Source organism: Rubrivivax sp. JA1055, from assembly GCF_020966565.1.
GTDB classification, from domain to species: Bacteria; Pseudomonadota; Gammaproteobacteria; order Burkholderiales; family Burkholderiaceae_C; genus Rubrivivax; species Rubrivivax benzoatilyticus.
Genome location: NZ_JAJKFP010000001.1, coordinates 60,164 through 82,091, shown reverse-complemented (window position 1 = coordinate 82,091; position 21,928 = coordinate 60,164). Strand labels below are relative to the sequence as shown.

Annotated in this window: 21 protein-coding genes; 11 read left to right on the top strand and 10 right to left on the bottom strand. The window is 73.0% G+C overall.

Translation table 11 applies throughout. From position 1 onward, the window contains the following. Positions 1-179 precede the first annotated feature (179 nt). From LOC65_RS00365 to LOC65_RS00355, 3 genes are all read right to left on the bottom strand, one after another. Complete coding sequence (locus tag LOC65_RS00365; protein WP_230246108.1) at positions 180-1,043, bottom strand: hypothetical protein; 864 nt, start codon at positions 1,041-1,043, stop codon at positions 180-182. 510 nt (positions 1,044-1,553) lie between these two features. Then, a complete protein-coding gene (locus tag LOC65_RS00360; protein ID WP_230246107.1) occupies positions 1,554-2,867 on the bottom strand; it encodes an alanine racemase in 1,314 nt (437 codons plus the stop codon). A gap of 11 nt (positions 2,868-2,878) precedes the next feature. Continuing rightward, the gene (locus LOC65_RS00355) at positions 2,879-3,100 is read right to left on the bottom strand and encodes an RNA-binding S4 domain-containing protein (RefSeq protein ID WP_230246105.1); all 222 of its coding nucleotides are present in this window, start codon (positions 3,098-3,100) and stop codon (positions 2,879-2,881) included. Positions 3,101-3,224: 124 nt separating this feature from the next. Between LOC65_RS00355 and LOC65_RS00350 the strand changes: the two genes are divergently transcribed. From LOC65_RS00350 to hepT, 4 genes are all read left to right on the top strand, one after another. Further along, positions 3,225-3,983, top strand: a complete 759-nt coding sequence (locus LOC65_RS00350; RefSeq protein ID WP_230246103.1) for a TSUP family transporter — start codon at positions 3,225-3,227, stop codon at positions 3,981-3,983. A gap of 66 nt (positions 3,984-4,049) precedes the next feature. After that, positions 4,050-5,327: a tetratricopeptide repeat protein gene (locus LOC65_RS00345; RefSeq protein ID WP_230246102.1), complete on the top strand. Its 1,278-nt coding sequence runs from the start codon at positions 4,050-4,052 to the stop codon at positions 5,325-5,327. Continuing rightward, positions 5,320-7,041, top strand: coding sequence for a tetratricopeptide repeat protein (locus tag LOC65_RS00340; RefSeq protein ID WP_230246099.1), 1,722 nt, complete (start codon positions 5,320-5,322; stop codon positions 7,039-7,041). Before LOC65_RS00345 ends, LOC65_RS00340 begins: the two co-directional genes overlap by 8 nt. After that, entirely contained in the window at positions 7,038-7,892 is an 855-nt protein-coding gene (hepT, locus tag LOC65_RS19545; RefSeq protein ID WP_405048237.1) for a type VII toxin-antitoxin system HepT family RNase toxin, read from the top strand. Before LOC65_RS00340 ends, hepT begins: the two co-directional genes overlap by 4 nt. Positions 7,893-7,913: 21 nt before the next feature. On the opposite strand, the gene LOC65_RS00325 is transcribed toward hepT, so the two are convergent. Further along, complete coding sequence (locus LOC65_RS00325) at positions 7,914-10,208, bottom strand: helicase C-terminal domain-containing protein (RefSeq protein ID WP_230246093.1); 2,295 nt, start codon at positions 10,206-10,208, stop codon at positions 7,914-7,916. 110 nt (positions 10,209-10,318) lie between these two features. On the opposite strand from LOC65_RS00325, the gene LOC65_RS00320 reads away from it, so the two are divergent. The 3 genes from LOC65_RS00320 to LOC65_RS00310 all read left to right on the top strand — a co-directional run bounded on the left by LOC65_RS00320 (position 10,319) and on the right by LOC65_RS00310 (position 11,791). Continuing rightward, on the top strand, positions 10,319-11,095 hold the full coding sequence (locus tag LOC65_RS00320; RefSeq protein WP_230246091.1) for a YkgJ family cysteine cluster protein: 777 nt from the start codon (positions 10,319-10,321) through the stop codon (positions 11,093-11,095). A 72-nt stretch (positions 11,096-11,167) separates the two neighbouring features. Then, complete coding sequence (locus tag LOC65_RS00315) at positions 11,168-11,344, top strand: type II toxin-antitoxin system HicA family toxin (RefSeq protein WP_230246089.1); 177 nt, start codon at positions 11,168-11,170, stop codon at positions 11,342-11,344. A gap of 27 nt (positions 11,345-11,371) precedes the next feature. After that, on the top strand, positions 11,372-11,791 hold the full coding sequence (locus tag LOC65_RS00310; protein ID WP_230246088.1) for a type II toxin-antitoxin system HicB family antitoxin: 420 nt from the start codon (positions 11,372-11,374) through the stop codon (positions 11,789-11,791). Between the two features lie 3 nt (positions 11,792-11,794). Here the strand turns inward: LOC65_RS00310 and LOC65_RS00305 are convergent, their stop codons facing one another. Both LOC65_RS00305 and LOC65_RS00300 read right to left on the bottom strand, forming a co-directional pair. Next, positions 11,795-12,805, bottom strand: a complete 1,011-nt coding sequence (locus tag LOC65_RS00305) for a hypothetical protein (RefSeq protein WP_230246087.1) — start codon at positions 12,803-12,805, stop codon at positions 11,795-11,797. Between the two features lie 2 nt (positions 12,806-12,807). Then, positions 12,808-13,641 (bottom strand): Sir2 family NAD-dependent protein deacetylase, encoded by an 834-nt coding sequence (locus tag LOC65_RS00300; RefSeq protein ID WP_230246086.1) that lies wholly within the window; start codon positions 13,639-13,641, stop codon positions 12,808-12,810. A 36-nt stretch (positions 13,642-13,677) separates the two neighbouring features. Between LOC65_RS00300 and LOC65_RS00295 the strand changes: the two genes are divergently transcribed. Continuing rightward, complete coding sequence (locus LOC65_RS00295) at positions 13,678-14,847, top strand: aminotransferase class III-fold pyridoxal phosphate-dependent enzyme (RefSeq protein WP_230246085.1); 1,170 nt, start codon at positions 13,678-13,680, stop codon at positions 14,845-14,847. Next, entirely contained in the window at positions 14,844-15,407 is a 564-nt protein-coding gene (locus LOC65_RS00290) for a GNAT family N-acetyltransferase (protein WP_230246080.1), read from the top strand. The genes LOC65_RS00295 and LOC65_RS00290 overlap by 4 nt, the downstream gene beginning before the upstream one ends. On the opposite strand, the gene LOC65_RS00285 is transcribed toward LOC65_RS00290, so the two are convergent. Next, the gene (locus LOC65_RS00285) at positions 15,391-16,185 is read right to left on the bottom strand and encodes a 5'-methylthioadenosine/adenosylhomocysteine nucleosidase (RefSeq protein WP_405048236.1); all 795 of its coding nucleotides are present in this window, start codon (positions 16,183-16,185) and stop codon (positions 15,391-15,393) included. The two genes, LOC65_RS00290 and LOC65_RS00285, sit on opposite strands and share 17 nt — an antisense overlap. Positions 16,186-16,227: 42 nt before the next feature. Between LOC65_RS00285 and LOC65_RS00280 the strand changes: the two genes are divergently transcribed. Continuing rightward, entirely contained in the window at positions 16,228-16,977 is a 750-nt protein-coding gene (locus tag LOC65_RS00280) for a Crp/Fnr family transcriptional regulator (RefSeq protein ID WP_405048235.1), read from the top strand. On the opposite strand, the gene LOC65_RS00275 is transcribed toward LOC65_RS00280, so the two are convergent. Both LOC65_RS00275 and LOC65_RS00270 read right to left on the bottom strand, forming a co-directional pair. Beyond that, a complete protein-coding gene (locus LOC65_RS00275; RefSeq protein WP_230246078.1) occupies positions 16,978-18,732 on the bottom strand; it encodes a thiamine pyrophosphate-binding protein in 1,755 nt (584 codons plus the stop codon). 12 nt (positions 18,733-18,744) lie between these two features. Continuing rightward, on the bottom strand, positions 18,745-20,331 hold the full coding sequence (locus LOC65_RS00270) for an FAD-dependent oxidoreductase (RefSeq protein WP_230246077.1): 1,587 nt from the start codon (positions 20,329-20,331) through the stop codon (positions 18,745-18,747). Between the two features lie 183 nt (positions 20,332-20,514). Between LOC65_RS00270 and LOC65_RS00265 the strand changes: the two genes are divergently transcribed. Next, positions 20,515-20,964, top strand: coding sequence for a copper chaperone PCu(A)C (locus LOC65_RS00265; protein ID WP_230246076.1), 450 nt, complete (start codon positions 20,515-20,517; stop codon positions 20,962-20,964). Here LOC65_RS00265 and LOC65_RS00260 read toward each other — a convergent pair. Continuing rightward, positions 20,936-21,475 (bottom strand): DUF4124 domain-containing protein, encoded by a 540-nt coding sequence (locus LOC65_RS00260; RefSeq protein WP_230246075.1) that lies wholly within the window; start codon positions 21,473-21,475, stop codon positions 20,936-20,938. The genes LOC65_RS00265 and LOC65_RS00260 overlap by 29 nt on opposite strands. Positions 21,476-21,928: the final 453 nt, after the last annotated feature.

Below are 21,928 nucleotides of genomic sequence, written 5' to 3'. Positions count from 1 at the left end.
GTAGGAATCGGGGTTTCGGCCACGATCTTCCTCTTCCAGTGATTCAGAAGGCTGGGGTCCGGTCTTGCCTTTTGCACGCCACTTCGGCCGCTGGAGGGTTGGCCTCGCGAGAGCGGCCCGCGTTCGCGGCCTGTGCTGCAAAAGGCAAGGTCTGATCCCGACCACCCTGCCTGGACGGTTTAGGCATCTTTTTCCCACGTTCGACGAACGAGCGAAGCCAGCTTCGAGAAGGCTTCTGCATTGGATTCAACCGTTGCGGAGTCGACGGTGACGAGAATGGATTTCGGTTTTCGAGTGAATGATATCTTTGCGTCGTCCAGAACCTGCTGTGCATCGTCGGCCAGGTGTGCGGCTATTCTGAAACCAAGCAGCGACTTGTTGCTGCTTCGCTTGTGGAGCCAGAAGTAGTTGTTTCGGCCGACTGTAATGGCTATGTAGTTCTTGACGTAGCTCGGTTGGGGATCGATAAGCTCAGTCTTGACGACCGATAGAAGCTTGTCGGCTGTGTCTGCAGTCCACTTGGCCTTCTTGTTCCAGAAATCCCTGTTGACTTCTACTTCGGTGACGGTCGATCCATCGTCGACTTCCTCGAACGTGTCCAGAACCTTCGTGAAGTAGAGGGAGCGCTTTCCGCTGACTTCAATGAGCGCCACCTGTATCGCGATGATCGGAATAGAGTGGCTTAGTATGTGGATGACGTTGAAGAATCGCCTCGTGATCTGCTCGGCCACCAGGACGGCGTAGTGTTGTCGTTGTGGCCATCGGCGTTTTTCGTTGTCCCAGTATTCGATCGTGCGGATGATGTGCGTCTCGTCCGTCTCGCCTAGCATGACCTCGACTTCATACATCGAATCGTCTTGTGGGTCTTTTAGAAGGATATCCAGGCGTCCGCCAGAATTCTGGCGTCGCTCCTTGCTAAGAGCGTCGAGATCACCAAGGCCCAGTGCGGTCGGGTTTGACCATATCTGATCCTGGAGCCAGTACTCGTCATAGCCGGCTTCTCGGATCGAGACGGATTGCGCAACTGAAATTTCTTCTGCCATGGTGGTTGTTGTTTGACGCTTCTTGAGTTTTTGGGGTATTGATTTCGCCTGTTGCGTCCGATGTGTCTGCAACGGCTTCCGATGCCGGGGGAGGCGAGTCCTCGTAGGATCCGATTATTCCTGTTGAGTGGACGCGGCGCTAAATGTGTAAAAGAGACGATGCTGCTGGCGATGGCTAACAGCGTTTATTCTGAGCCTGCGTCCCGCGGCTTACAACCCCGTCACTTGCCTTCGAGGGGGCGGTGATCAAAGAAGAACATACCCTGCAACGCCCTGCTGCGGGCGCCGGGTGGCCGGTGGAGTGAAGTAAAGGAGGAGGGCGGGCGCAGCCCGCCCGGGGGACATGAACGGAACCGGCCACCCGGTGACCGCGGCACGCCGCGGCGGTGGCGTGCGCGGCCGATCCGAGCAGCCGCCGTATCGAACACAGCCGGCCGTACCGACGTCAACGCAGCCAGGAGGGCCAGTTGCAGACCCAACCTCACCCGCCCCGGCGCAAACCGACGAGGACTAGAAGAACGTCCTCACCCCACCCGTCACCCGATACCCGTCGTCGACCGTGTAGAGCAGCCCCCAGCGGTCGAAGGTCGTGCACGGATGGCCGACGCCGAAACCGACCAGATCGCCGACGCGCCACGGCATCGCGCCGTCGGCTGCATCTACCCAGGCGTGCTGGTCCGACAGCGCCACGGTCTTGATGCCTGACGGGACCGCGCGCGGCGCCGCTTCGCCGGCCGGCCACCAGCCCAGCGGCTGCGGCAGCATCAGGTCGTGCGACAGGTCGCGTTTGCCGGCGGCGCAGATCGCGCGGCCGGGTTCGGGCACCGACTGCACGACGGTCCAGACCTCCAGCGCGTTGCGCAGCCCCGGGCCGCGGCCCCACGCCGCGCCGGCGCGCTGGCGCAGCCGGGCCTGCATACGTTCGTAGTGCAGCGCGTCGTGCGACAGGTAGCAGCCGCTGCGCAGCACCGGGCGCACCGCCGGGCCGCCCGGGCGCGCGGCCACCGCCGCCAGCACCTGCGCCGCCAGGTCGAAGAACTGCGAGCCGCCGGCCGAGACGATGATCTCGCCGGGCGCGAACCAGCCTTCGGCGACGCCGGCCGCGGCAATGTCGCCGATCTGCTCGATCAGCGTCAGCGCCGCCAGTTCGACCGCGGCTTCGCCGTCGCCCGGCACGACGCCTTCGTAGGCTTCGATGCCGCGCAGCACGACGGCCGGCGCGGCGGCGCGGATCGCCCGGCCCAGCGCCAGCGCGGCCTCGCGCCCGCGCACGCCGGTGCGCGCGCCCGGTGCGCCCAGTTCCAGCAGCACCTGCAGCGGCCGGCCGATCGGCCGGCGCGCCAGCCCGGCCAGCAGCTCGGCCAGCGCGGCTTCGGAGTCGACCAGCGTGTAGAAGTCGAACGCCGGGTCGGCGGCCAGTTCGGCCAGCACGAGGTCGACGTTGGCCGCGCCGACCAGCTGGTTGGCCAGCAGCACGCGCGGCACGCCGAAGCGGCGGTAGCTGCGCACGTGGGCCGCGGTGGCGGCGGTCAGGCCCCAGGCGCCGTCGGCGAGCTGGCGCTCGAAGAGCTGCGGCGCCATCGTCGTCTTGCCGTGCGGGCACAGGCTGACGCCGGCGCGGGCGCAGAAGTCGCGCATCCAGGCGCTGTTATGCGCCAGTGCCGAGTCTTTCAGCACGGCGACCGGGAACGGCAGTTCGCCGCCGGTCAGCGTCAGGTCCAGCGAGCCGAGTTCCGCCAGCGGCCGGCCCACCGCGCGGGCGGCCAGGCCTTTGGTCGTGGCGGGCAGCGCTTCGGCCAGCAGCGCGGCAAGGTCCAGCGCCATCGGCGGCTCCTTCAGGCGGCGGCCTGGATCACCGCGCGGTGGCCGTCGAACTCGACGACGTCGCCGGCGCGCAGCTTGCGCCCGCGGCGCGTTTCGGCCTCGCCGTTGACGACGGCGCGGCCGTCGGCGATGGCGGCCTTGGCGTCGCCGCCGCTGGAAGCCCAGCCGGTCGCCTTGAGCAGCGCGTCCAGCGTGATGTAGTCGCCGCGCAGGGCGAAGTCGGTGGTGTCCATCGTGCCGATTGTCCGCTGCGGCGCCCTGAGACAATGCGCGCCCGCCGTCGCCCGACGGCCGGCGCGCGCGGCCGCGCCCCCCTCGATCCGACTCCTCGCCCGCCTGCGGGGCCGCCGCTTCCCGATGGACCTCGCTCTCGTCACCTTCGCCTCGTTCTTCGCCGGCCTCGTCGACTCCATCGTCGGCGGCGGCGGGCTGATCCTCGTGCCGGCGCTGTTCGCCGCCTACCCGCAGGCGCCGGCGGCCACGCTGTTCGGCACCAACAAGAGCGCGTCGGTCTGGGGCACCTCGTTCGCCTGCTGGCAGTACGCGCGGCGTGTGGACCTGCGCTGGGCGGTGCTCGGGCCGGCGGCGGGTGCGGCGCTCGTCGGCGGGCTGCTCGGCGCCTGGGCGGTGACGCTGGTCGACCCGGCCTTCCTGCGCAAGGCGCTGCCGCTGATCCTGCTGGCGGTGCTGCTCTACACCGTGGCGCGCAAGGATCTGGGCCAGCACCACGCGCCGATCGCGTCACGCAGCGCCGAGGTCGCCGGCGCCTCGGCCATCGGCCTGGTCATCGGCTTCTACGACGGCTTCTTCGGCCCGGGCACCGGCAGCTTCTTCATCTTCCTGTTCGTGCGCCTGCTGGGCTACGACTTCCTCAACGCCTCGGCCTCGGCCAAGCTGCTGAACGTGGCGACCAACCTGGCGGCGATCGGCCTCTTCGCCGCCAAGGGCCACGTCTGGTGGCACATCGGCCTGACGATGGCCGTGGCCAACGTCGCCGGCAGCCTGATCGGCTCGCGGCTGGCGCTCAAACACGGCGCCGGCTTCGTGCGCCACGTGTTCATCGTCGTCGTCGGGGCGCTGATCCTGAAGACCGGGTACGACGCTTTCCTGCGCTGATCGCCCTCCGGCGGCGGCCGGCGCGGCCGATACTGAGGGCGAGCCGTCAAAACTCCTCTTCGTCCGATGCCCAGACCTCCCGCCTCCGTCATCGCGGCGCTCGAAGCCGCGCTGCAGCAGTCGCCCGACGACCTCGACCTGCGCCAGCACCTGGCGCAGCTGCTCCACGACGACGAGCGGCCCGAGGCGGCGCTGGAGCTGTGTGTCGGCACGCTCGCGCGCGACCCGGCCCACCTGCCGGCGCTGCGCCTGGCCGCGCCGCTGGCGCGCCAGCTCGGCCGGCCGACGGCCGACGGTTACGCGCGCCTGCTGGCCGCGCTGGAGCCCGCCGCGCCGCCGCCGGCCGCCGCGCCCCGGCCGGCGCCGGTGGTGGCGACGATCGGCGCGCCGTCCGAGGCCCAGGACCTGGTGCGTGGCGAACGCCCCGGCCTGCGCCTGGCCGCCGACGGCGGCGAGCGTGTCGAGGAGTTCGAGGTCCAGGCGCCGAGCGTCAGCTTCGCCCAGATCGGCGGCATGGAGGGGCTGAAGAAGAAGCTCGAGCTGTCGGTGCTGGGCCCGCTGCGCGACCCCGAGCTCTACCGCGCCTTCGGCAAGACCGGCACCGGCGGCCTGCTGCTGTACGGCCCGCCGGGCTGCGGCAAGACCTACATCGCACGTGCGCTGGCCGGCGAGATGGGCGCGCGTTTCGCGTCGGTCGGGCTGGAGGACGTGCTCGACATGTGGTTCGGCGAGAGCGAGCAGCGCCTGCACAAGATCTTCGACAGCGCGCGCCGGCTGGCGCCGATGGTGCTGTTCTTCGACGAGGTCGACGCGCTCGGCCACAAGCGCAGCGAGCTGCGCGGCGGCGCCGGCCGCAACCTCGTCAACCAGCTGCTGTCCGAGATGGACGGCGCGCAGCACGACAACACCGACGTCTTCGTGCTCGGTGCCACCAACCACCCCTGGGACGTGGACTCGGCGCTGCGCCGCCCGGGCCGCTTCGACCGCACGGTGCTCGTGCTGCCGCCCGACGTCACGGCGCGCGAGCGCATCCTCGAGCATCACCTCGAAGGCTGCCCGCACGCCGGCGTCGACCTGCCCGCGCTGGCCCGCGCCACCGAGCTGTTCTCCGGCGCCGACCTGGCCCACCTGTGCAACCTGGCGCGCGAGGCGGCCATCGAGGCCAGCGCCGCGGCCGGGCGCATCCGCCCGGTGGGCCACGACGACTTCCGCCGTGCGCTGAAGACGCTGCGGCCGAGCACGCTGGAGTGGTTCGCGCAGGCGCGCAACTTCGCGATGTTCGCCAACGAGAGCGGCGTCTACGACGAGCTGCTCGACTACATGAAGCGCCACCGCCTTGGCTGACGCGCCGACGCCGCGCCAGCGTGCCGACGCGCTCGTCGAGCGCAGCCGGGCGCTGGCAGCCATCGGCCGCTGGAAGGACGCCGAGGCCCAGGCGCGGCGCGCCGCCGCCGAGGACCCGTCGCACACGCGGGCGCGGCTGCAGCTGGCTTACGTGCTGGCGCAGCTCGGCCGCACCGACGAGGCCGTCGAGCTCGCGCGCGGCGTGCTGGCGCAGGAGCCCGGCTCGGCCTGGGCGATGCGCCTGCTGGCCAACGCGGATTCGGTGCGCGGCCGCCATGCCGAGGCCGTCGAGATGGCGCGCCAGGCCGTGCGCGCCAGCGACGGCGACGCGCTGTCGCGCCTGCTGCTGTCCACCGTGCACCAGCGCGCCGGCGACCTGATCGGCGCACGTGTCGAGGCCGAGGCGCTGGTGGCCGCCTTTCCCGACTGGGCCGACGGCTTCGTGCGCCTGGCCCAGACCCGCCATTCGCCCGACGAGGCGGTGCAGGCCTACCGCGAGGCGCTGCGCCTGGACCCGGAGAACGACGACGCGCTGGCCGGGCTGGCGGGCCAGAGCCGCGCGATGGCGCGCTACCGCGACGCGGTGGAGCTGGCCTGGAGCGCGCTGCGCGCCGACGTCGCCGACCGCGGGCGCCAGCGCCTGTTCGCACGTTCGGCGTGGCGCTGGCTGATGCTGTCGCGCATCGTGTCGCCGACCCGCGGCGCCGCGCGGGCCCTGGCCGACACCTTCGGCGAACCCTGCGCGCGGGCTTTCCAGGCCACCGGCGCGCACGTCGCGGCGCGGCTGTGGTTCGCGTTCCGCGTCGAGGCCATCGTGGTGGCGGCCTGGCTGGCGCTGCTGGCCGCGGTCGGCGTCGCGACGCTGCTGCCCGACGCCGTCTCGGAGGTCGTGGTGCCGCTGCTGGCGCTGCCGGTGTTCATCGGGCTGGCGGTGCCGTTCTTCGTCTTCTTCGGCTTCATCGCGGCCGCACGGCGCCAGCTGGACGCGCGTCTGCAGCGCCTGGGCCGGCCGCTGTCGTGGCTGGCGCGTGCGGCCGTGTCGGGCGTGCTGCTGATGGTGCTGTCCATCGCCGCGCTGCTGGCCTGGCCCGGCGCCGCGGGCTGGTGGACCTGGCCGCTGCTGGTGGCCATCGTGCTGACGGTGCAGGACCTCGTTCGCTGGCGCGACGCCTGGCGCGACACCCGGCCGACCACCGTGCCGGGGCAGACGCGCCGCGCGCTGGCGCGCTGGGCCGACGCGCACGCCCGGCGCTGGCTGACGCCGCCGCGGCTGGCGGCCTTCGTCGTCGCCGCGGCAGCCGCCGAGACGGCGCTGAACCGCTGGGCGCCGGCGGCCGGCGCCGGGGCGCCCGGCGTGCCGGCGATGGCCTGGGCCGGCGTGCTGGCGCTGGCCTGCTGGGGCGGCGAGCGGCTGGCGCGCTGGCGCACGGCGGCGGCGGGTGCGGCGCCGCGCGGCGCCCACTGGCACGAGCTGGGCCGCACGCTGATGGCGCTGGCCTGGACGGCGGCCGCCTTCACCGCGCTGGGCGTGCTCGGTGGCCGCGTGGTGGCCGGTCACCCGGTCGAGGCGCTGTGGCCGGTGCTGCTGCTGGTGCCGATGGTCGGCGGCGCGTGGCTGGTCTACCGCGTCGCTCGGCTGGTGCTGCGGCTGGCGGCCGGCGCGACGGCCGAGGGCCTGCGCGGGCTGTGGCGCCGCGGGGCCCGGCGGCCTTGAACGGGCGCGGCCGGCCTGCTTCATCGGACAATGCCTCCATGAACCGCGCGACGATCGTCGAACTGCTGCGGTGCCGCCTGCCCGGCTTGCTGGCGGTCTATGCCTTCGGCAGCCGCATCGACGGGACGGCGGGCCCGGCCAGCGATCTGGACCTGGCGGTGCTCGTCGCCGGTTATGCCGATCCGCTGGCCTTGTTCGAGCTGTCCGGCGAACTGGCCGACCTTGCCGGCTGCGACGTCGACCTGCTCGACCTTCGTGCCGCTTCGACCGTCATGCAGTACCGCGTGATCACGACCGGCGAACGGTGGTGGGCGGCCGACACGCGCGCCGGCCTGTTCGAGGCGGCGGCATTGAGCGAGAAGACGGCCCTCGACACGGCACGGCCGGGCTGCTGCAGGACATCCGCCGAACGGGGACCATCCATGGCCGATGACGTGTTGCTGAACAAGGCGGCGGTGATCGAGCGCTGCGTCGCCCGCGCACGCGAGGAGTACGCCGCAAACCCGGCGAGCTTCGCCACCGACTACACGCGCCAGGACGCCGCGATCCTGAACATCCAGCGCGCCTGCGAGGCGGCCCTCGACATGGGCCAGCATCTGATCCGCCGCGAACGGCTCGGCGTGCCGCAGAGTGCGCGCGACGTCTTCGCCCTGCTGGCCCGGGCGGGCTGGATCGACGCCGGTCTGGCCGACGCGCTCAAGCGCATGGTCGGCTTCCGCAACATCGCGGTGCAAGAGGATCAGGCGCTGCAACTGCCGATCACGGTCGCGATCATCACCTCGCACCTCGACGAGTTCCTGCAATACAGCCAGGCCTTGTTGCTGCGCGACGGTGGGGGCGTGGCCGGCTGAGCGCGTTGCGCCGCCTGGCTCTCAGCCCCGCCGCACCCGCCACCACCCCGGCAGCAAGGCCCGCACCTCGGCGCGGCCGAAGCGGTCGTCGACGAGGTGCAGCACGCCGCGGTCTTCCGGGGTGCGGATCACTCGCCCGGCGGCCTGCACGACCTTCTGCAGCCCGGGCACGAGGTAGGTGTAGGCCCAGCCGGCGCCGAAACGCGCTTCCAGCCGCGCCTTCATCGCCTCCTGCACCGCGTCCACCGGCGGCAGTCCCAGCGTCGCGACGAAGGCGCCGACGAGGCGCGAGCCCGGCAGGTCGATGCCTTCGCCGAAAGCGCCGCCCAGCACCGCCAGGCCGATCTGGCGCCCGCCTTCGGCGAAGGAGTCGACGAAGGCGCGGCGCTCGGCTTCGTCCATGCGGCGCTGCTGGCAGCGCAGCGGCAGCTCGGGCGCGGCGGCCTGCAGCGCGGCGGCGGTGCGCTCCAGGTAGTCGAAGCTGCTGAAGAACGCGAGGTAGTTGCCCGGCATCTCGGCGTACTGGCGTGCGATCAGCGCCGCCAGCGGTGCCAGCGAAGCCTCGCGGTCGGCATAACGCGTGGACAGCGGTGCGATGCGCACCGCCAGCTGCGCGGCGTCGAACGGCGACTCGCAGTCCAGCCAGGCGGCGCTGTCGCCCAGGCCGAGCAGGTCTCGCTGGTAAGGCGCCGGCGCCAGCGTCGCCGAGAACAGCACCGCGGTGTGCAGCGCCTCGAAACGCGGTTTGAGGAACGGCGCCGGCACGACGCAGCGCACGCAGGCCACGGCCTCGGGTTTGCCGCGCGCGCTGGGGCGGCGCGTCAGGTCGAACTGGCTGGTCGCCGGGTCCAGCAGTTCGGCCAGTTCGGCAAAACGCAGCGCGTCGAAGTGCAGCTGCAGCGCGTCACCGGCCAGCGCGGTGGGCTGCTGCACCGCCAGTTCGCTGGCCGCCGAGATGTAGTTGCGCAGCGCGTCGAGCAGTTGGTCGGGCGCCGCGTCGGCGACCTCGAACGGCGCGTCGCCGGCCTTGGCCAGCGCGCCCAGAGCCCGCGCCACGCGCTCGACCGGGCGCTTCAGCGCCGCCGGCGCCGTGCGTCTGGCGGCGCGCACCGCGGCGGCGTCCAGCGTCGCGCTGTACATCTCGCGCCCTCGCGACACCAGGTTGTGCGCCTCGTCGACCAGCGCCACCGCGCGCCAGCCGTTCTCCTGCAGCAAGGCGTGCAGCAGCGCGCCGGCGTCGAAGACGTAGTTGAAGTCGCCGACGACGACGTCGGCCCAGCGCGCCATCTCCTGCGCCAGGTAGTAGGGGCAGACGGCGTGTTCGGCGGCGACGGCGGGCAGCGCCTCGGGGTCGTGCTCCAGTGCGCCCAGCGCCGCCTGGCGCGCCGCCGGCAGGCGGTCGTAGAAGCCGCGTGCCAGGCGGCAGTCGTCGCCGTGGCAGGCGCGGCCGGGTTCGGCGCAGGCCTTGTCGCGTGCGACGAGCTGCAGAACACGCAGCGGGCGCGCGCCGCCGGCGCGCAGCGTGGCCAGCGCGTCCAGCGCCAGGCGCCGGCCGGGCGTCTTGGCGGCGAGGAAGAAGACGCGGTCCAGGCGCTGGCCGGGCAGGGCTTTGAGCGTCGGGAACAGCGTCGCCATCGTCTTGCCGATGCCGGTGGGCGCCTGCGCCAGCAACGGCCGGCCGGCGCGTGCGGCGTTGTAGACCGCGGTCGCCAGTTCACGCTGGCCGGCGCGGAACGCGTCGTGCGGCCAGGCCAGCGCCGACAGCGCGGCGTCGCGGGCGGCGCGGTGTGCGATTTCGGCGTCGGCCCAGGCGGCGAAGCGGCTGCACAGCGCCTCGAAGTGCGCCTGCAGCTCGGCGGCGGTCAGCGTCTCGTCGAAGACGGTTTCGCTCTCGCGGTCGATGTCCCAGTAGAGCACGCGCACCGTCACACGCGGCAGCTCGTGCGTGGCGGCCAGCAGCGCGCCGTAGACACGCGCCTGGGCGCGGTGCAGCGCGCGGTGGTGATCGGGGATGCGCTCGACCGGGCCGCGGTGGGTCTTCACCTCCTCGACCAGCGCCCGCCCCAGGTCGACACCGTCGGCACGGCCGCGCACGCGCAGCTGCTGCCAGCGGCCTTCGAGCGCGACCTCGCTCTCGTGCCCGGGGCCGCGGCGCGCGGCGACGCGGCGGTGGCCGGCGATGCCTTCGGCGGCCGTCGGTGCCGGCGTGAAACGCAGGTCCAGGTCGCCGGTCTTGGCCGCGAAGGCACACAGCGCGCGCACCGGCACGGTGTAGGCGGGGGCGTCGGCCGGTGTGTCTGCGGGCGTGTCGGTCACGGCTGTATTTTCGTCCAGTGGCAGGCCGGGTTTGCGCCTTTGCAAAGGTGCCGCGGCTGACCCTGGTTAAGGTGCCGGCACCGCCGCGCCGCCGGCAACGAGACCTGCCGATGTCCTGGGACACCGCCTCCGCCGCCCACGCCGATCTGCCCGCCGGCGACGACCTCGACTTCTACCGCGCGCTGCACCGCGCGTTCGACACCACGCTGCACGGCGGCCGCGGCAGCACCGCCGGCGTCGAGCGCCTGATGGCGCAGGCGGTCGACACCTTCGACGGCAACGTGCGCCTGCGCTGCGGCGACGAGCCCCCGCTGGCCTGCCGCAAGGCCTGCGCGACCTGCTGCCAGCTGCGTGTCGTCGCGACGATGCCCGAGGTGCTGCTGGCCGCGCACTTCCTCGCCCGCGTGGCGCCACCGCTGGCCGACCGCGGCATCGACCTCGTCGGCGCCTTGCGTGCCGCAGAGGCGAAGACCCACCGCCGCAGCGAGGCCGAACGTGCCGCCGACCCGGTGCGCTGCCCTTTCCTGGCGCAAGGTGTCTGCGTCATCTACCCGGTGCGCCCGCTGGCCTGCCGCGGCCACGCGTCGACCGACGCCCGCGCCTGCGCCGAAGCCGCCGCCGGCCGCCGCGCCGAGGTGCCGGCCAGCGCCAGCCACCGCGCGGTGCGCGCGCTGGTGCAAGGCGCGCTGCAGTCCTCGCTGCGCGACGCCGGCCTGGCCTGGGGCGTCTACGAGTTCAACGAGGCGCTGGTGACGGCGCTCAACCACCCCGGCCCAGCCGCCGCCTGGTGGGCGGGCGACGACCCGCTGGCCGGCGCACGCTGCGACGAGCTCGCGCCGGGCGAGCAGGAAGCGGTGTTCGACCGCCTGCGGCCGGGAGCTGGCTGAACGCCGCGGTGTCGAAGCGGCTTGCCGGTGTAAACAATATTGTTTACATTGGGCCGTCTTCACCGGGGGCGCATGAAGATCCGGGAGTTCAAACGCTGGCTGGAAGCGCGCGGCGTGCGGTTCGAGGAAGGCGCTCGGCACTGGAAGCTCTACCTCGACGGTCGCCAGAGCACGTTGCCTCGCCATCCCGCCCAGGAACTCAAGGAGGGCACCCGTCTGGCCATCCTGCGCCAGCTCGGCCTGAAGTGAACCCGCGACGGTGAAGCAGGAGCCCTCATGTCGAAGTACCCCGCACTCTTCAGCCCCGACGCCGACGGCGGTTACGTCGTCACGTTCCGCGACATCCCGGAAGCGATCACGCAAGGCGACACGCTGGCCGAAGCCGAGCAGGCCGCAGCCGACGCCTTGCTGACCGCGATGGACTTCTATTTCGAGGATCAGCGCCCGGTGCCGCCGCCCAGCGCGCTGCAGCCGGGCGAAGCCTGGGTGGCGCTGCCCTTGTCGGTGGCGGCCAAGGTGGCGCTGCTCAACGAGCTGTGCCGGCAGCAGCTGCGCCCGGCCGAGCTGGCGCGAGCGATGGGCGTGCGTCCGCAGGAGGTGACACGCCTGCTGGACCTGTCGCACGCGACCAAGATCGACACCATCGGCCGTGCCTTCTCGGCGATCGGCAAGGACCTGGCCTTGGTCGTCAGCTGAGCTTCAGCCGACCTCGTCCGCCAGCTCCAGCAGCATCTTCGACGGTGGCCCGTAGCTGACGAGGTGCAGCTCCAGCCCGGCTGCGGCCGGCGAGGCGAAGGCGCGGCGCATCGCGGCGCCGATCCAGGCCTCGTCGTTGCCGAAGGCGCCGCCGCCGAGTTGTGTCAGCAGCACCTGCGGCGGTTTGCCGGCGGCGGCGGCCAGGCGCGCTTCCCAGAGCGTCGCTTCGTAGGCCGCTTCGAGCACCAGCGTCGCGAAACGCGCCCAGGGCGCGCCGCGGTGGCGCGAGTAGGCGACCGGCAGCGCCGAGCAGAAGGCTTGCGAGACCACCGGCCCCGGCGGCGCGGCGACGTCGGTCGCCTCGACGTCGCGGTGCACGCCGATCGCCAGCCGCATGCGCAGCGTGTCGAGGCCGGCTTCGTCCAGCGCCGCCAGATGGGCGTCGATGGCGGTCAGGCCGTCGGCGCTGGGCAGTGCGTAGCCGTTGCGCATCTCCCAGAGCGCTTCGCGTGGCCGCCCGGTGGCCGCGGCCAGCGCCTCGCCCAGGCCGGCCAGCGCGTCGAGCTGGCGCCCGGCGGTCTGGCCGGGGAGGCCGTCGACCGGCACGAAGTAGTGGCGCACGAGGGTCGCGGCGCCGCAGGCCATCGCGCAGGCCGGGCCTTGCGTGCGGTCGTGTTCGTAGCGTGTCACGCCGTCGTCGGGCGTGACGTGCGGGCCGATCATCTCCAGCAGGTTGAACTGCGACGCCACCTGGAACAGCGCGCCGGCCAGCGCCGGGTCGCGGTGCAGCGCACGCACGTCGCCCTGCACGACGCGGCAGCGGGGTGGCGGCGCCGGCGGCAAGGCTGCGGCACGTTCACGCAGCGTGCCCAGTGTGACGAGTTCCAGCTCGCCGACGGCCCAGCTGCGGCCGGTTTCGGGCGCGTGCAGCCGGCCGTCGCGCCAGTGCAGGCGCCGGCGCAGCTCGTCGGCGGCGGGCTCGGCAAAGCCGGTCAGGCGCTGGAACCAGTCCATCGTCAGCCGGCGGCCAGCGTGGCGTCGATCGCCGCCAGCCCTTCGAGCGCGCCGCAGGCCAGGCCGACGTGCAGCGCATTCGGCACCGCGTGTTCACGCGGGTTCAGCCGCAGCAGCAGGGCGTCGTGGGCGTGCAGCAGATGCTGGCCGAAACGCCGCACCGAAGGCACCGCGGTGCCGGCACCGATCTCGACGACGACCGGGCGGCGCACGCCTTTCAGCCACTGCGTCAGCGCGCCGATCTGGGCTTCGGTGCGTGCCGCCAGCCATTGCGCGTCGCCGAACATCAGGATGTTGGGCCGCGCCAGCGCACCGCAGCGCGGGCAGCGCGGCAGCTCGCCGCGCCAGCGGCAGGCGGCGGTGTCGACATCCACCGCCAGATCGTCGGCCGGCCACAGCGCCTCGCTGCAAGGGCGTGTGCACTGCAGCCAGTGGATGGTGCCGTGACATTCGGCGATGCGGTCGGCGGCGATGCCGGCACGCTGGAACTGGCCGTCGACGTTGCTCGTGAAGACGAAGCCGCCGGCCGGCGCACGGTCCATCCAGCGTTTCAGGATCGCGAAGCCGGCGTGCGGCACGGTGCGGCGGTACAGGTCCAGCCGGTGGCCGTAGAAGCCCCAGGCCAGCGCCGGGTCGCGCTCGAAGCTGTCGGGGCAGGCGATCTCGGTGAAGTGCAGCCCGGCGGCGCCGAGCGCCGGGTAGGCGGTCCAGAAACCGCTGTCGCCGCGGAAGTCGGGCAGGCCGGAGTCGACGCCGATGCCGGCCCCGGCGGCGACGATCACCGCATCGGCCTGGTCGATCAGTTCGGCGGCATGGGCGAGGGCGCTGGGATCCATCAAGTTCGGCATTCGTGCGGGCGGGAGAATAGCCCGATGATCTGCGAGCCCGACGACCGCGCCCACGGCATCCTGCCGCTGTACGGCCAGCCCGAGCGGGTGCTGGCGCGCGCCCGCGGCTGCCGCCTCGTCGACGCGCAGGGCCGGCCTTACGTCGATTTCGAATCCGGCGTCTGGGCCGCCAACCTCGGCCATGCGCACCCGGCGGTGAACCGGGCGATCCGGCGGTCGCTGAACGCCGTGATGCACCAGGGCTATGCCTTCCGCAGCGCCGAAGCCGAGACGCTGGCGGCACACCTGGCGCGGCTGCACGGCCTGCCGGGCGGGCGCAGCGTCTTTCTGTCTTCGGGCTCGGAGGCCGTCAACCTGGGGCTGCAGATCGCGATGCATCTGTCGGGCCGGCGGCGTTTCGTGCGCCTGGACGGCAGCTATCTGGCGGCCTTCGGCTTCGGCCGCCTGGCGGCCGACAACGAGCGCCGCATCGACCTGCGCTGCGACGACCTGGCTGCCATCGACGCCGTGCCCTGGCACGAGGCGGCGGCGCTGGTGCTGGAGGTCGGCGGCGCCTCGCTGGAGGTGGTGCGTTTCCCGCGCGAGGACTTCGTCGCCCGCGCCGTCGAGGCCGCACGCCGCGCCGGCGCCTGCATCGTCTGCAACGAGGTGACGACCGGCTTCGGCCGCACCGGGCGCTGGTTCGGTTACCAGCACTATGGCCTGGTGCCGCAGCTCGTGGCCTGCGGCAAGGCGCTGGGCAACGGCTACCCGGTCAGCGCGCTGACGGTCGACGCCGCGGTGGCCGCGGCGCTGGACGCGCAGCCGCTGCGTTATGCCCAGTCGCACCAGAACGACCCCGGCGGCTGCGCCGCGGCCCTGGCCGTCATCGAGGCGCTGGAAGCCGGCGACTGGGTGGCACGCGGCGCGGCCGTCGGCGAACACTTCGCCGCCCGGCTGGCCGCGCTGCAGCAGCGCCGGCCGCAGCAGGTGCTGGACGTGCGCGGCCGCGGGCTGATGCTGGCGCTGCAACTGGCCGACGAGGCGCTGGCGCAGCGCGTCGCGCGCCGTCTGTTCGAGCGTGGCCAGGTTGTCGGCCAGCGTGGTGCCAGCCTGCGTTTCATGCCGCCGCTGACGGTGACGAAGGCGATGGTCGACACGCTGGTGCGCGAGATCGGCCGTGCGCTCGCCGCCGAACCCGGAGCCCCGCGATGAGCACCACGATGCCGCCGCAGCCCGTCATCGAAGCCCGCCACCTGCGGCTGCGGCCTTTCGTCGCCGCCGACGCGCCCGAGGTGCAGCGCCTGGCCGGCGACCGGCGTGTCGCCGAGATGACGCTGGCGATCCCGCACCCGTATCCCGACGGTGCTGCCGCGGCCTGGATCACGACGCACCCGTTCGGCTGGCTTGCCGGGCGCGAGATCACCTACGCGATCGAACGCCGCCGCGACGGCGTGCTGCTCGGCGCGATCGCGCTGCTCAACGTCAGTGCCGCGCACGCGCACGCCGAGGTCGGCTACTGGATCGGCCACGAGCACTGGGGCCAGGGCCACGCCACCGAGGCAACACGTGCGCTGCTCGACTTCGGCGAGAACGAGCTCGGCCTGACGCGTTTCGCCGGCCGCTGCCTGGCGCGCAACCTGGCTTCGGCGCGGGTGCTGCAGAAAGCCGGGCTGCGGCCCGAGGGCTGCCTGGTGCGCCACCTCCAGATCGGCGGCGTCTACGAAGACGTGCTGCTGTTCGGGCGGGTCGCGCCGTCTAGGCTGGCGCCCTGAACGTCCGGGGCAGATCGGCCAGCAGCCGCCGCACCACCGCCGCGCCGTAGTGCGCGCAGACGGCGGACAGGAAACGTTTGAAGTCGCCGTGCGCGGCGTCGTCGGCGCGGTCGGAGATCGCGCGGATCGCGACGAAGGGCAGGCCCCATTCGTGGCAGACCTGGGCGACGGCGGCGCCTTCCATCTCGACGGCCAGCGCGTCGGGCAAGGCGGCGCAGAGCGTGTCGCGGTCTTCGCGCGTGCGCACGAAACGGTCGCCGCTGACGATGAGCCCGGTGTGCACCGTCGGCGCGTGCAGCGAGAACTCCTGCACCAGCGCCTCGCCGAACAGCGCCAGCGGGTCGGCCAGCGCCGCGCGTGCGGCGGCGGCGGCACGTTCGGCCAGCGCGGCGTCGGCCGGGAAACGCGAGACGCCGGTCAGCGGCACCTCCCAGCGCGGGAAGAAGGGCGAGCCGTCCAGGTCGTGCTGCAGCAGTTCGGCCGAGACGACGACGTCGCCGACCGCCACGCCGGGCGCCAGCCCGCCGGCGATGCCGGTCAGCACGACGGCGCCGACGCGGTAGTGCGACAGCAGCGCCGCGGTCGTCGCCGCCGCGGCCACCTTGCCGACACGCGACTGCACCGCGACGACCTCGTGGCCTTCGAGCGTGCCGTGCCAGAACTCGCGGCCGCCGATCGTGCGCGGCCGCGCGTCGGGCATCGCGGCGAGCAGGTCGCGCAGTTCACGCTGCAGGGCGGCGACCAGGCCGATCGGGGCAGGGGATTCGGTCATCGTCATCGGGGCATGAAGCGGCGCGCCGATTGTCCCTGGATGTCGCCGATGCGCCCGTCACCACGCGCCGCCTCGTGTACCGTGCGCCGACGATGCCCGAGCCCACCCCCCGCCGCCGACTGGGCGCCGACGCTGCGCGCCGGGGCCTGGTTCGCCGCGCTGCCCGACGACCTGGCCGATCACCTGCTGGCGCACGCCCGGGTGCTGGTGCTGGACGCCGGCACGCGGCTGTTCGCGCGCGGCGACGCGCCCGACGGGCTGTACGCGGTGGTGCGCGGCGTCGTGCGCATCGGCGCCGTCGGTGCCGTGGGCGACGGCGCGCGCGAGTCGCTGCTGGCGATGCTGGAGCCGCCGCAGTGGTTCGGCGAGATCGCGCTGTTCGACGGCGCGCCGCGCACGCACGACGCCTGGGCCGAAAGCGACTGCACGCTGCTGCGTGTGGCCCAGGACGATCTGACCCGGCTGCTGGCCGCGCGCCCGCAGCACTGGCAGAGCTTCGGCCGGCTGCTGACGAACAAGCTGCGCCTGACCTTCGCCGCCGTCGAGGAGCTGGCGCTGTTGCCGCCGACACCGCGCCTGGCGCGCCGGCTGGCGGCGATGGCCGGCGGTTACGGCGCCTGGGAGGGCCGCAGCAAACGTGTGCTCGAGGTCTCGCAGGAGCAGCTGGGCCAGATGCTGGCGCTGTCGCGCCAGACGGTGAATCAGGCGCTCAAGGAGCTGGAAGCGGCCGGCGCCATCCGCCGCGGCCGCGCGACGATCGAGATCGTCGACCCCGGGCGCCTGCTTGCGGTGCGCTGATCAGGCCGGCGCGACCACGCGCCGCCAGGCGGCACGCGCCACCAGCCGCAGCTTGTTGCCGACACTCATGCGCGCCAGGTTGGTCTTGACGATGCCGCGCGTGAAGCGGGTGGGCTTCGAGTAGTCGACGTGCACGTCGACGACCACCGGCCGGCCGGCGGCGGCCTGCTCGTGCGCGGCCTGCAGCACACGTTCGATGTCGGCATCGGTGTTCATGCGCAGATAGGCGGCACCGGCGGCCATCGCGATGCCTTCGATGCGGATCTCGGGCAGCACGGTGCAGGCCTTGCGGTTGTAGGGCAACTGCTGCGCCTGCGAGATCTGCGACAGCTCGCCGTCGTTGAAGACGCAGACGACGACGCCCAGGCCGTGTTCGGCGGCGGTGCTGAGCTCGATGCCGGTCATCAGGAAGGCACCGTCGCCGACGACGGCGACCACCGGCTGCTGCCGGTGCGTCAGCTGGATCGCCACCGCCGCCGGCACGCCGTAGCCCATGCAGTTGAAGTCGGTCGGCGTGACGAGGTGGCGCGCGCGCCGGCTCTGGAACAGTTCGGCGGTCAAAAAGGTGTGGTTGCCGTCGTCGGTGACGACGAAGCCGTCGTCGGGCAGCGTGGCGCGCAAGGCGTCGAAGAAACGCTGCGGGTTGACGCGCCCGCCGCCGTCGTGCGCCAGCCATTCGGCGCGGTAGGCCTGCTTGGCGGCGGCGATGCGGCCGGCCACCGACTCGGCGCGTGCCGCCCGCGTGGCCGCGCCCTCGGCGCCCAGCGCGGCGATCTTCGCCGCCAGCGCCGGCAGCACCTGGCGTGCGTCGCCTTCGATCGCAATCTCGGCCGGGTAGTTGGCGCCGAAGACTTCCGGGTTGATGTCGACGTGCACCAGCTTCCAGGTCGCGCGCAGGCCGTAGCTGCCGGTGGCGATCTCGCCGAAACGCGTGCCGACCGCCAGCAGCACGTCGCAGTCGGCGAAGGCCTGCTCGGCCGCCGGCACCGCCGCCGGGCCGATGCCCATGCCGGCGTGCAGCCGGTGCGTGCCGGGGAAGGCGCTCAGGCCTTGCAGCGTCGTCGCCACCGGCGCGCCCAGCGCCTCGGCGATGCGCGCCACCGCGTCACCCGCGTCGACCGCGCCCCAGCCGACGAAGAGCCCCGGGCGTTCGGCGGCCAGCAGCGCGCGCGCGGCGCGTTCGATCAGGGCGTCGTCGGGCGCGGCTTGCGGTGCGTCGGGCACGAAGGCCGGCAGCTCGTCGACTTCGCCGGGCAGCATCTGCAGGTCGACCGGGATCTCGACGAAGACCGGGCCGGGCTCACCGCGTGTCGCGGTGCGCCAGGCTTCGTAGAGCGTCGGCACGACGTCGCGGTGGCGCGTGACGCGCCACGCGCCCTTGGTCACCGGCTTCACCCATTCGATCTGGTCGAGCTCGTGCAGCTGGTAGCGGAAACCGTGGCCCGTGTGCGTGCCGCCGGAGATCACCAGCATCGGGATGCCGTCCAGATACGCCTCGCCGATGCCGGCCATCGCCAGCGCGGTGCCGGCGGCCGGCACGATCAGCAGCGCGCCGACATGGTCGTTGGTGCGGCTCACCGCGTCGGCCATGAAGGCGGCGTTGCCTTCGTGCGTGACGCGGATCGGCGTGACGACGGCCGAACCGGCGAGCGCGTCGTAGGTCTCGGTGTTGTGCACGCCGGGGATGCCGAAGGTGTGGCGCACGCCCAGTTGCTCCAGCGCGTGGCGCACCAGTTCGGCGGCGGTCTTCTTCATCGTGCTCTCCTTTCAGGTGCCGAGGTGGCGCACGGCGGCGTTGGCGGTCAGCAGGCAGCCGGGCAGGAAAGTGCCTTCGAGCGACTTGCGCCCGCTGGCGTTGCCGCCGCCGAAGCCCGCGGCCTCGCCGACCGCGTACAGCCCGGCGATCGGGGTGCCCTTCGTGTCCAGCACCCGGCTCGAAAGATCGGTCTGCAGCCCGCCCATCGACTTGCGTGTCAGCAGCCGGCAGCGGATGGCGATCAGCGGCCCGGCCGCGGGGTCGAGGATGCGCTGGTAGCGGCAGGTGCGCACGCGGTCGCCGCGCCAGCGCCGCAGGTGCTCGATGCGGCGCAGCTGGTCGTCGTCGTGCAGCGCCGGGCCGCGCGCGATCTGGGCGTCGTAGGGGGCGATCTGGGCTTGCAGCGTCGCGGCGGTGATGCGCCCGTCGCCGGTGAGTGCATTCATGCGCTGCGCCAGCTCGTCCAGCGTCGCGCCCTGCACGACGTCGGGGCAGCGTGCGAGCAGCTCGTCGACCAGCTCGGGCTGGCCGCGCAGCAGCTGGCGCACGAAGCCGAACATGCGGCGCTCGCGGATCTGCGGGTTGTGCTCGGCGCCCGAGGCGGCGAGCTCCTTGTCGGCGATGCGGCGGTTCAGCAACTGCCAGGTCCAGGGCCAGGCTTCGCGCGCGACACGTTCGACCATCGCCGCGGTGTCGTAGCCGGTGACGAAAGGCTCGGGGCCGATGCGCCGGCCGTCCGGGCCCAGCCACAGCGCCGAACGGGTCGGGATCAGGCTCAGGCCGTGGCCGTCGAACTGCGGGTTCGGGTGCGCGACGCCGGCGGCGTAGTGCCACATGCGGTCCAGGTGCGACAGGCGCGCGCCGTGGCGCGCCGCGGCGTCGTGCAGCCGGCCGTCGGCGTGCGGGTGCGAGCCGTTCAGCAGCTCGGCCGGCGCCGGCCCGGCCGACCACAGCGAGCGCACACGCGCCAGGTCGCCGGTCAGGCCGCCGGCGGCGACGACGACCGCATCGGCGTCGAAGCGGAACTCGCGGCCGGTGTTTTCGTCGACGCCGCGCACGCCGGTGATGCGGCCGTCGGTGTGCTCGAAGTCGTCGACGCGGTGCTGCAGCCGCCAGTCCAGCCGCGCCGCGTGGCGATGCTCGCGCAAGGCGGCGAGCTGCGTCTGCACGAGATGCCGCGCCGTGCCCCAGAGCACGTGGTAACGCGGCAGGCTGTTGCCGGGTGTCGCCCAGCCGCGTTCGACCCACTGCACCGCCGGGATGAAACGCAGGCCACGCGCGCGCAGCGCCTCGTAGACCTCGGGCACGCAGCGTTCGACGTAGTGCTCGGCCCAGCGCCGTGGCCATTCGTCCTCGGGCGCGAAGCCGGCGAAGGACAGCCAGTCGGCCAGCGCCACCGCCGGGCTGTCGGGGATGCCGGCGCGGCGCTGCAGCGGCGTGCCGCACAGCGCCATGCCGCCGAAGGCGTGCAACCCCAGCCCGCCGGGCGCGGCGGCACGTTCGAGCAGCGTGACGGCGTGGCCGGCGTCGAGCAGGCCGAGCGCGGTGGCCAGCCCGGCAGGGCCGGCGCCGACGACGAGGCAGCGGGAGGAGGACATCGGCCCGCAGTCTGCGGTGCGGCGGCGGTGGCGTCTGTCCAAAGGACGACACGGCGGGAACGGGGCGGGCAGGGGTTTCCCGTGCCCGGCTTAAGGGCGGCTGAAGCGCCCGGGGCCGGCTGCGGCGCGTCAAGCGTGGCCGCCGGGGCCTGCGCAGCATCAGCATTGCGAGGACTCCTGACGATGAACACGCTGAAGACGCTGGCCGCGACGGCTGCCCTGGTGACGGCCTCGGCCGCGTGCGCCGCCGAGCCGCCGGCCGTCCGGCTGGACGACGGCTGGGCGCGCGTCAGCGGCCCGGCAGAGACAGAGAGCGAGGCCTATGTGGCGATCACGCCCGACGCGCCGCTGCGCCTGGTCGCCGCGCGCTCGCCCTGGGCGGCCGAGGTGCGCGTGCTGGCGCTCGGCGGCGTGCTGCGGCTGCCGGCGGGGCGCACGACGGCGCTCGCGCCCGGCGGCCCGCGGCTGCGCCTGGACGGCCTGCGCTGGCAGGTGCGCGATGGCGACGTCATCCCGGTGTCGCTGGTCTTCGAGGACGGTGGCGGGCGGCGTTTCGTGCGCCACTTCGGGGCCCGTGGCCGCGCGCCGGGGCCGATGGCGGGCCTCAGCGCCGGCAGCGTTCCATCTCGCTGATGCGGCGTTCGCGCTCCTGGCGCTGGCGCTCGCTCAAGGTGATCGAGCTCGCCGAGACCCGTTCGGCACGGATCTGCTGCTCGCTGTAGCAGGGCTCGCCACCGCCGCCGACGGCCCCGCCGGGGCCAGCGGCCGGGCGCTCCTGCAGGCCGACGACGATGCCGTCGCGTGTGTAGACGTAGCGCGAGCTGCCGTCGGCATATCGGTAGACGTGCTGGCGCGAGACGCTGTTGCCGAAGCGGTCGGTGTTCGTCAGCGCCGGAGGGCCGTAACGCTTGAACATCTCGTCCTCGGTCATGACGCCGGAGCGGTCGCGCGCCAGCTGGCGTGCGACGTCCGGGTCCGGGGCCATCGGCGAGTTGGCCGGTGTCGCGTCGACCGTGCGACCGCCGGCGGTGCATGGGTGCTGCTGGAACACCGGCCGGCCGCCCGGCCCGTCGCAGCGGTAAACGGTCTGGGCCGAAGCGGCGCCGGCCAGCAGCGCCACGACGGCCGCGATGCTGTATCGCATCGTCATCGTCCTCCTCGGGATGGATTGTCGGCCGCAAGCGACGCCATTCGACCCGCCGTGGCGCGGCGTGACGGCCCGCCGGGGGATGCCGTCCCCTGAAAGCGGGGGCGGCCGGCGGAGCGATGGCGGCTGCCGCGTGGCCGCGCGCCAATCGAGGCGATGAGCTGCCTGATCTTCCTGGCGAAACTCTTCGCCTTCGTCCTGGCCGCCGTGCTGATGCTGGCCCTGCTGATCAATGCCGTCAGCGCGATCGTCACGGTGGCCGCTTGGCTCAATGAGCGTCTCAGGAGGCCGGCGCGGCGCACGCGCCGCCAGCTGATGGAAGCCAACGGCTACTACCGCGGCCTGCGCTACGTCGACCTGCCGGAGCCGCTGCGGCGCGCGGCGTCGATTTCGGGCGGGTCGTCCGGCCGAACACGCTACACCTGGGACGCGCCCGAAGACCCGATGTAC

Bases quoted from the DNA above. Each gene is read 5' to 3' on its own strand.
- LOC65_RS00305 (WP_230246087.1), bottom strand. From the start codon at position 12,805: ATGGACTGGTTCCAGCGCCTGACCGGCTTTGCCGAGCCCGCCGCCGAC.
- LOC65_RS00260 (WP_230246075.1), bottom strand. From the start codon at position 21,475: ATGCGATACAGCATCGCGGCCGTCGTGGCGCTGCTGGCCGGCGCCGCT.
- LOC65_RS00315 (WP_230246089.1), top strand. From the start codon at position 11,168: ATGAAGATCCGGGAGTTCAAACGCTGGCTGGAAGCGCGCGGCGTGCGG.
- LOC65_RS00300 (WP_230246086.1), bottom strand. From the start codon at position 13,641: ATGGATCCCAGCGCCCTCGCCCATGCCGCCGAACTGATCGACCAGGCC.
- LOC65_RS00345 (WP_230246102.1), top strand. From the start codon at position 4,050: ATGCCCAGACCTCCCGCCTCCGTCATCGCGGCGCTCGAAGCCGCGCTG.
- LOC65_RS00275 (WP_230246078.1), bottom strand. From the start codon at position 18,732: ATGAAGAAGACCGCCGCCGAACTGGTGCGCCACGCGCTGGAGCAACTG.
- LOC65_RS00355 (WP_230246105.1), bottom strand. From the start codon at position 3,100: ATGGACACCACCGACTTCGCCCTGCGCGGCGACTACATCACGCTGGAC.
- LOC65_RS00285 (WP_405048236.1), bottom strand. From the start codon at position 16,185: ATGACGATGACCGAATCCCCTGCCCCGATCGGCCTGGTCGCCGCCCTG.
- LOC65_RS00320 (WP_230246091.1), top strand. From the start codon at position 10,319: ATGTCCTGGGACACCGCCTCCGCCGCCCACGCCGATCTGCCCGCCGGC.
- LOC65_RS00310 (WP_230246088.1), top strand. From the start codon at position 11,372: ATGTCGAAGTACCCCGCACTCTTCAGCCCCGACGCCGACGGCGGTTAC.
- LOC65_RS00365 (WP_230246108.1), bottom strand. From the start codon at position 1,043: ATGGCAGAAGAAATTTCAGTTGCGCAATCCGTCTCGATCCGAGAAGCC.
- LOC65_RS00360 (WP_230246107.1), bottom strand. From the start codon at position 2,867: ATGGCGCTGGACCTTGCCGCGCTGCTGGCCGAAGCGCTGCCCGCCACG.
- LOC65_RS00295 (WP_230246085.1), top strand. From the start codon at position 13,678: ATGATCTGCGAGCCCGACGACCGCGCCCACGGCATCCTGCCGCTGTAC.
- LOC65_RS00270 (WP_230246077.1), bottom strand. From the start codon at position 20,331: ATGTCCTCCTCCCGCTGCCTCGTCGTCGGCGCCGGCCCTGCCGGGCTG.
- LOC65_RS00290 (WP_230246080.1), top strand. From the start codon at position 14,844: ATGAGCACCACGATGCCGCCGCAGCCCGTCATCGAAGCCCGCCACCTG.
- LOC65_RS00280 (WP_405048235.1), top strand. From the start codon at position 16,228: ATGCGCCCGTCACCACGCGCCGCCTCGTGTACCGTGCGCCGACGATGC.
- LOC65_RS00350 (WP_230246103.1), top strand. From the start codon at position 3,225: ATGGACCTCGCTCTCGTCACCTTCGCCTCGTTCTTCGCCGGCCTCGTC.
- LOC65_RS00265 (WP_230246076.1), top strand. From the start codon at position 20,515: ATGAACACGCTGAAGACGCTGGCCGCGACGGCTGCCCTGGTGACGGCC.